General features: G+C 43.4%; 3 protein-coding genes. All 3 read left to right on the top strand.

Annotation, left to right across the window (positions count from 1 at the left end; genetic code table 11):
* Positions 1-4,391 (top strand): beta strand repeat-containing protein (locus AC19MX_RS12100; protein ID WP_498298315.1); only part of this gene is annotated, 4,391 nt, incomplete at its 5' end.
* 85 nt (positions 4,392-4,476) lie between these two features.
* The gene (locus AC19MX_RS12095; RefSeq protein WP_498298313.1) at positions 4,477-6,654 is read left to right on the top strand and encodes a type I secretion system permease/ATPase; all 2,178 of its coding nucleotides are present in this window, start codon (positions 4,477-4,479) and stop codon (positions 6,652-6,654) included.
* Positions 6,651-8,033 carry an HlyD family type I secretion periplasmic adaptor subunit gene (locus tag AC19MX_RS12090; RefSeq protein WP_432400361.1) on the top strand — a complete coding sequence of 461 codons (1,383 nt, stop codon included), beginning with the start codon at positions 6,651-6,653 and terminating at the stop codon, positions 8,031-8,033. The genes AC19MX_RS12095 and AC19MX_RS12090 overlap by 4 nt, the downstream gene beginning before the upstream one ends.
* The last annotated feature ends 10 nt before the right edge of the window (positions 8,034-8,043 follow it).

The raw sequence follows: 8,043 nt of genomic DNA, 5'->3' as shown, positions 1-8,043 counted from the left end.
CGGTCACCGTGACGCAAGCGATGCTAACCAATGGCTACGCTGTTGAAGTCCCTGTGACTGCAGGCGCAACAGAAGTGAACGTCACGGCTCAAGTCACTGACGCTGCAGGTAACCCATCTGCAATCGCTACCGACAAGCAACCCGTTGATAATGTTGCCGCACCAGCACCGCTTGTAGAATTCAGCGGCATGGGCAGCGACGGGATTTATAACGCCAGCGAAATTGGTGCTGACGGCACCGTGACCGCAACTGTCACCTTAGCGACGGGTACGCAAGTGGGCGACACCTTGATTGTCACCGACGGCAATGGCACTGAATTGTTTAACGGCCCTGTTACCCAGGACATGCTGGATAATGGCTTTGATGTTGAAGTGCCTGTGACTGCAGGCGCAACAGAAGTGAACGTCACCGCTCAAGTCACTGACGCTGCAGGTAACCCATCTGCAATCGCCACCGACAAGCAACCCGTTGATAATGTTGCCGCACCAGCACCGCTTGTAGAATTCAGCGGCATGGGCAGCGACGGGATTTATAACGCCAGCGAAATTGGTACTGACGGCACCGTCACCGCAACTGTCACGTTAGCGACTGGCACCCAGATCGGCGACACTCTCGTCGTGACCGATGGCAGTGGAAACGTATTAGCGACGGTCACCGTGACGCAAGCGATGCTAACCAATGGCTACGCTGTTGAAGTGCCTGTGACTGCAGGCGCAACAGAAGTGAACGTCACCGCTCAAGTCACTGACGCTGCAGGTAACCCATCTGCAATCGCTACCGACAAGCAACCCGTTGATAATGTTGCCGCACCAGCACCGCTTGTAGAATTCAGCGGCATGGGCAGCGACGGGATTTATAACGCCAGCGAAATTGGTACTGACGGCACCGTCACCGCAACTGTCACGTTAGCGACTGGCACCCAGATCGGCGACACTCTCGTCGTGACCGATGGCAGTGGATACGTATTAGCGACGGTCACCGTGACGCAAGCGATGCTAACCAATGGCTACGCTGTTGAAGTCCCTGTGACTGCAGGCGCAACAGAAGTGAACGTCACGGCTCAAGTCACTGACGCTGCAGGTAACCCATCTGCAATCGCTACCGACAAGCAACCCGTTGATAATGTTGCCGCACCAGCACCGCTTGTAGAATTCAGCGGCATGGGCAGCGACGGGATTTATAACGCCAGCGAAATTGGTGCTGACGGCACCGTGACCGCAACCGTGACTTTAGCGACGGGCACCCAGATCGGCGACACTCTCGTCGTGACCGATGGCAGTGGAAACGTATTAGCGACGGTCACCGTGACGCAAGCAATGCTAACCAATGGCTACGCTGTTGAAGTGCCTGTGACTGCAGGCGCAACAGAAGTGAACGTCACGGCTCAAGTCACTGACGCTGCAGGTAACCTATCGATTATCGCGACAGATAAAGAAGGGATCGATAAAACTGCTCCTTCGGCATTATCAATTATCATCGTTGATGACGGCACTCCTGGAGATGGCTGGTTAAATAATAATGAAATATTAGCTAATGGCAGTGGAATACAAATTAAAGCTGAGGCAGATCATGCAGATCTTACTGCTGGCGGATTTGTTTCAATATCGACAACAGTTAATGGCATCGAAGTGTCATTTGACCTGAAATTAGAAAATGGCCAATTAGTTAATTTGGATGGTTCTGTACCTAATGTTGCTTTCAGTTATAACAATGGTGAGATTACATGGACTGCTGATGTACCAACTGCAGGTGAACAAATTACTGTTGAGATATCTCAAACTGATGCAGCTGGGAATGAATCTATAGCCGTCACAGACACCGCAATAATTAACAACGTTGATGCCAATGATGATATCCCTGGTTCGTCATACACAGTAACGACAGGTTCTAGCAGTAATTGGGCTATCCCGCAGTCAAACGGTGAAAACAAAATGACCATCTCAGCTCGTAATGCTGATGGTTCTATGGGTGTAGTAAATATTGAAAGTGGTACAGGGAAGCTAGGCGTGTCAGGCTCTCCTCGTGTTGATGACCAAATTATTGGCCAAATAGAATACGACTCAGCTTCAGGCACATCTGAATCTATCGTGATTGATTTTAATGGTTTAGTAAATCAGGCTACGTTCAGCGTATCAAACATGTTTACCAATGAAAATAACGGTGAGCAAGGTGTTTGGAAGGCTTACTACAATGGTCAATTGGTTGCGAGTGAAACATTTAAAACACTTTCAGGTGACTCTGGAACATTCACTATCGATACCGGAAACATCGTCTTTGATCAGTTAGTCTTTGAGGCGACTAAAACCATTAGTGAAACAAATGGTGGCCCAGCATTAAGTGATTCTTCGGATTACTTCTTGACGAGTATTACCGCTGCCGGCCCTGCCATTATGGGTACTTACCTGGTCTCTGAAGATGGCGTGCTAACTATCTCCAATGCAAACCAAGGGTTACTCAATAACGACTCAGATGCACAAGGAAATACCTTTGCACTAACTGATGTAAATGGCACTGCTGTAGCTGATGGACAAGTTGTGATATTACCTAGTGGTGCATTATTAACTATCCACAGTGATGGTACTTATTCTTATGACACTAATGATTCATTTGAAGCCTTAACAGCAGGTCAACTAGCTACAGATACCTTTACTTACACAGTTACTGATCAATACGGCGCAACAGATACAGCTACAGTGACGATAAACATTGTTGGCGAATCTGATTCTGGCACGGTTTACGAGAAATACACTGGTAATCCAGGTAATGATGTGATTAAAGGTACCGTTAATAACGATATTATTGTCAGTGATCAACAGGGCTTACAGATTGTTGCAGGTGAGAACTATAATATCGCATTTATCTTTGATACATCAGGCAGTATGTCTGGCGTTATAGCTGAAGCGAAGACGCAACTTGAAGCCGTTTTTGATTCACTGGCTAATAGCGCGACGGGCTCGCACAGCGGTACCGTAAATGTGTTGCTGACGAATTTTGCATCTGGTTCAAAGTACTCTGTTTCAGTAAACATGGACGACCCAAATGCTGTCCAAACGCTGCTTACTGAATTAGCAAAAATGAGCGCCAGTGGTTCCACTAACTATGAAGCTGGTTTTGAGTCTGCAATAAATTGGTTTACTAGCAGCACTGTGCTAAATAATGTTGGAAATAATATTTCTTACTTCATTACTGATGGTTCACCAAATGCACAAACAGTTGACACTAATACTTCAACAGTATTAATGAGTTATGATGTAGCGACAAGTAGTTATCAAACCTTAAGTAGTTTGTTGACTTCTAATAACTATGTTAAAGGCAACGTCATCAGCATAGATGGTCAAGTTATTGTCAACGCTAGCGGTGCTGTGTATTCACCATACACAGGTGCTAAAATTGGCCAATTAAGCTTTAACACTAATAATACTGTTAAAAGCTTTACAGACAGTGGAACAAACACAACCGCTCAGGCGCAACATGCATTTAATTTACTTGCTGCAGTGTCTGAAGTTGAAGCAATCAGTTTAGCTAGTGCTAACGGTAATACTACGGTTAATGAAGCCAACCTAAAACTATATGACACTGATGGTTATGTGCGTGCATCTATCGATGTATCAGACCTATCAAGTGTTATCACAGGCTCTGAGACATTCCAATCTCAAGGTGATGATAATACTATCGGTAATCAAGGTGACGATATTATCTTCGGTGATCTGGTTAAATTTAGTGGTTCATCTGAGCAAGGTTACGTTGCATTACAAACCTATGTAGCTGGTAAGACTGGTCAAAACGTTGCAGATATTGACGTTAAAGCCGTGCACGATTACATCCGTGATCATGTGAATGAATTTAATATCAATAATACCAATGACGGTAACGACATTTTAGATGGCGGTATTGGTGACGATATCTTATTTGGCCAGGGTGGCAATGATACTATCTATGGCGGCGAGGGTAATGACGTTCTTATCGGCGGATTAGGCAATGACACGCTAATCGGTGGATTAGGCAGTGACACCTTTGTATGGTCTAAAGGTGACATTGGGACTGATACCATTAAAGATTTTGAAGTGAACAACGATACACTTCATATCAGCGATTTATTGCAAGATGAGCAGAATGGTAATCTCGATGATTACCTGGACTTCTCGTTCAGCAATGGTAATACCACAATCTCTATTGATGCTAATAAAGATGGTACGGTAGACCAAGTGATAGTATTAGATGGTGTAGACCTGTCGCAGCAATATGGCGCTACAACTGATGGTGTTATTATTAATGGGTTGCTAAATGATGGCGCACTCATTGTTGATACACCAACACAAACCCCTGCACCATCACCAGGAACCACCCCTGTCGATCTTTATGACCAGTACAGTGGAAATATTATTCCTTAATAACAACACATTGACTGCGTCACATAGTAATATGTGACGCATCACTTGTTATTTCTAACAATAATAAATTAAGGACTCTTATTAGGTGCCTATAACTGCGTCTAAAACAAGCGAGCAGTGGACGATTTCTGCTTCACAACGGGTAACGGTTGATCCGCTACTCGATTGCTTAGTATTGCTGACAGAACACTTTGGCAGCCCTTGCTCTATTGATTCTTTGGCTGCGGGTTTACCGCTGTCAGGCTCAGTTATTTCACCCGAATTAGTACCACAAGCTGCAGCTAGAGCAGGCTTGTCGGCCAAATTATCACGTAAAGATCTAAATCAAATATCAGACATACTATTGCCATGCATTTTATTGTTTAAAGATAAAAAAGCCTGTGTGTTAAGAGAGATTGATTTAGAAAATGATAAAGTTGTTATTCAATTACCTGAAACTGGTGGCGAAGAGAACCTAACGCTAGAGGAACTAGAGTCCTTATATGTGGGTTACTTATTTCTGGTCAAACAGGATTATCGTGGCGATAAAAGTTTCGATGTTCATTTACATGACAACAGCACTCACTGGTTAATGCAAAGCATTAAAGACTCCGCCCCTATTTATAGGGATGCACTTATTGCATCAGTATTGGTTAACCTATTCGCATTAGTCTCACCACTGTTTATCATGAACGTTTATGACAAAGTGGTGCCCAATTTAGCGTTTGAATCACTTTGGGTGTTGGCTATTGGTGCCGGGATTGCATATCTTTTCGATTTTATTATGCGTCAATTACGCAGTTATTTAATCGATATTGCCGGCAAAAAAGTCGACATTATTGTTTCCTCAAAATTATTTGCTAAAGCCATTGGTATTCCGCTGTCAAAACGCTCCCCAAGTGTAGGCGGAATGGCAAGGCAACTCGGTGAGTTTGACAGTATTAGAGAGTTTTTAACCTCAGCAACAATCACTGCACTGGTCGATTTACCTTTTGCCTTGCTCTTTGTCATCATCATTTACATTGTGGCGGGTGATTTAGCGCTCATTCCAGTTTTTAGCAGTATTGTCATTATCGCAGTGACTCTCTACCTACAACCTAAATTAAAGCAAGCCATTGAAGAAAGTAATCGTTTTTCAAGCTTAAAGCATGGCCACTTAATTGAAAGTTTAACCGCGCTTGAATCAATTAAGGCAAACGGTGCTGAAGGTTTAGTGCAGAAAAGCTGGCAACAAATGATTGGCCATACCGCTAACTGGCAATTAAAAAGTAAAAAGCTCTCTAACCATGTAGCCCATGTTGCCAATTTTATGGTGCAAGTGACGGTAGTACTGGTTGTTATTTTGGGTGTATATCGTTTAGCTGATAACGAAATATCCATGGGCGGCATTATTGCTGCTGTCATGCTATCAAGCCGGGCAATTGCCCCAATGGCCCAATTAGCAGGTCTTATTTCTCGTGGGAATCATACCATCAGTTCGTTACGTCAACTTGATGCCATCATGGAAGAAGAAGATGAGTTTGAAGATAAAGGCCATCTCGTCAGCAAAGAACGTATTATGGGAAAAATCGAAGCCGATAATATCAGTTTTAATTTTCCTGGCACAGAAAAGCCGAGCTTACACCCCTTATCACTGCGTATTAAACCAGGTGAACGAATTGCCATTATCGGACGCAATGGTTCCGGTAAAAGTACCTTAGCAAAACTGCTACTCGGCTTATATAAGCCGACTCAAGGTAGCCTTCGATATGATGGTTTAGACTCAGGACAAATACATCCGAGTGATTTAAGACGTAACTTTGGTTATCTGCCACAAGATGTCACCCTATTTCACGGAACTATTCGTGACAATATTTTATTCGGGTCGCGCCAAGTGACTGAACATCAATTAATGAGAGCCATTCAGCTTTCAGGCGTAGGCATGTTCACCAATTTAGAGTCGGAAGGACTTGATCAACAAGTGGGAGAAGGTGGTTTAGCATTAAGCCGAGGCCAACGACAAACCGTAGCCTTAGCCAGAGCGACACTTAATGATCCGTCTATATTGCTGATGGATGAACCCACAGCCAGTTTAGATGCACGCGCAGAGAAGCAATTTATTCGCTCTATGCAACTTGTTAGCCGTGACAGAACCTTGCTCTTAATTACGCACAAAATGCACCTGCTTAATTTAGTTGATCGTATTATTGTATTAGATAAAGGCCATGTGATGGCTGACGGCCCTAAAGATGAAGTACTAGCCATGCTTAACTCTGGTGCAATGGCTGGAGAGCAAAACGCATGAGCAAACATCTAACGGCAGAAGATTTAGAGATGGTTGACGACGTATATGGTGCCATTATGACCGATGCCCCGACAGGACATCGCCTCATTATTTGGTCATTAGCCGCAATGATGGTCTGCTTTGTTGTTTGGGCATATTTTTCTGAATTAGACCAAGTCACAACAGGTCAAGGCAAAGTCATTCCCTCTTCGCAAATCCAAATCATTCAGAGCTTAGATGGCGGAATACTTCAAGAAATCTATGTTCAAGAAGGCTTGATGGTTACTAAAGGTCAACCATTAGCTCGTATCGATGATACACGTTTTAGGTCTGATTTTGGCCAACAAGAACAAGAAGTATATGGACTGCAAACCAACATAATCCGTATGCGTGCAGAGTTAGACAGCATTGTGATTTCAGATATGTCCTCTGACTGGCGTCAACAAGTTAAAATTACCAAACAGGTATTAGCTTTCCCTGGTGAGACAATAGAAGCCGAGCCTGCATTAGTAAAACGCCAACAAGAAGAATACTCGCTGCGTTTAGATAACTTAAACAATCAACTCGAAATATTAGTGCGCCAAATCCAGCAGCGTCAGCAAGAAATTGAAGATTTAGCATCAAAAATTAAAACTCTCACGAAAAGTTACCAACTGGTTAGCCGTGAGCTTGAATTAACTAAACCGCTTGCTCGAAAAGGGATTGTGCCAGAAGTCGAGTTATTAAAACTTGAACGAACGGTGAATGATATCCAGGGTGAACTGCAGTCATTACGCCTCTTAAGGCCTAAAGTCAAAGCTGCAATGGATGAGGCGATTTTGAAACGTCGTGATGCTGTATTTGTTTATACCACCGACTTACGGGCGCAATTAAACGAGTTACAAACAAAATTATCACGTATGAATCAGGCACAAATTGGTGCATTTGATAAAGTCAGCAGAGCGGTAATCTCTTCGCCTGTCATTGGCACAATTAAAAAAATCTACTTTAATACTTTAGGTGGAGTTGTGCAGCCTGGTGAACAAATCATTGAGATTGTGCCATCAGAAGATAAACTACTGATAGAAACTAAAATTACACCAAAAGATATTGCTTTCTTACACCCTGGATTACCCGCTATAGTTAAAGTAACAGCATATGACTTTACTCGATATGGCGGCCTTAAAGGTACAGTAGAACATATTAGTGCCGATACATCACAAGATGAAGAAGGTAATAGTTTTTACATTATAAAAGTAAGAACAGAACAATCGAGTTTACTAAAAGACGATGGCACAGAGATGCCAATAATCCCAGGAATGCTCACTTCGGTGGACGTTATCACTGGGAAAAAATCAATACTTGAGTACATTTTGAATCCAATTTTAAGAGCGAAAGATACCGCCCTTAGAGAGCGCTAAGAAGAACCAG

This window comes from Shewanella sp. MF05956 (genome assembly GCF_059758055.1).
Note: the sequence above shows the minus strand (reverse complement) of the source record. Positions and strands in the feature narration are given on the sequence as shown.

Coding starts and splice junctions, on each gene's coding strand:
- AC19MX_RS12090 (WP_432400361.1), top strand. CDS start 6,651: ATGAGCAAACATCTAACGGCAGAAGATTTAGAGATGGTTGACGACGTA.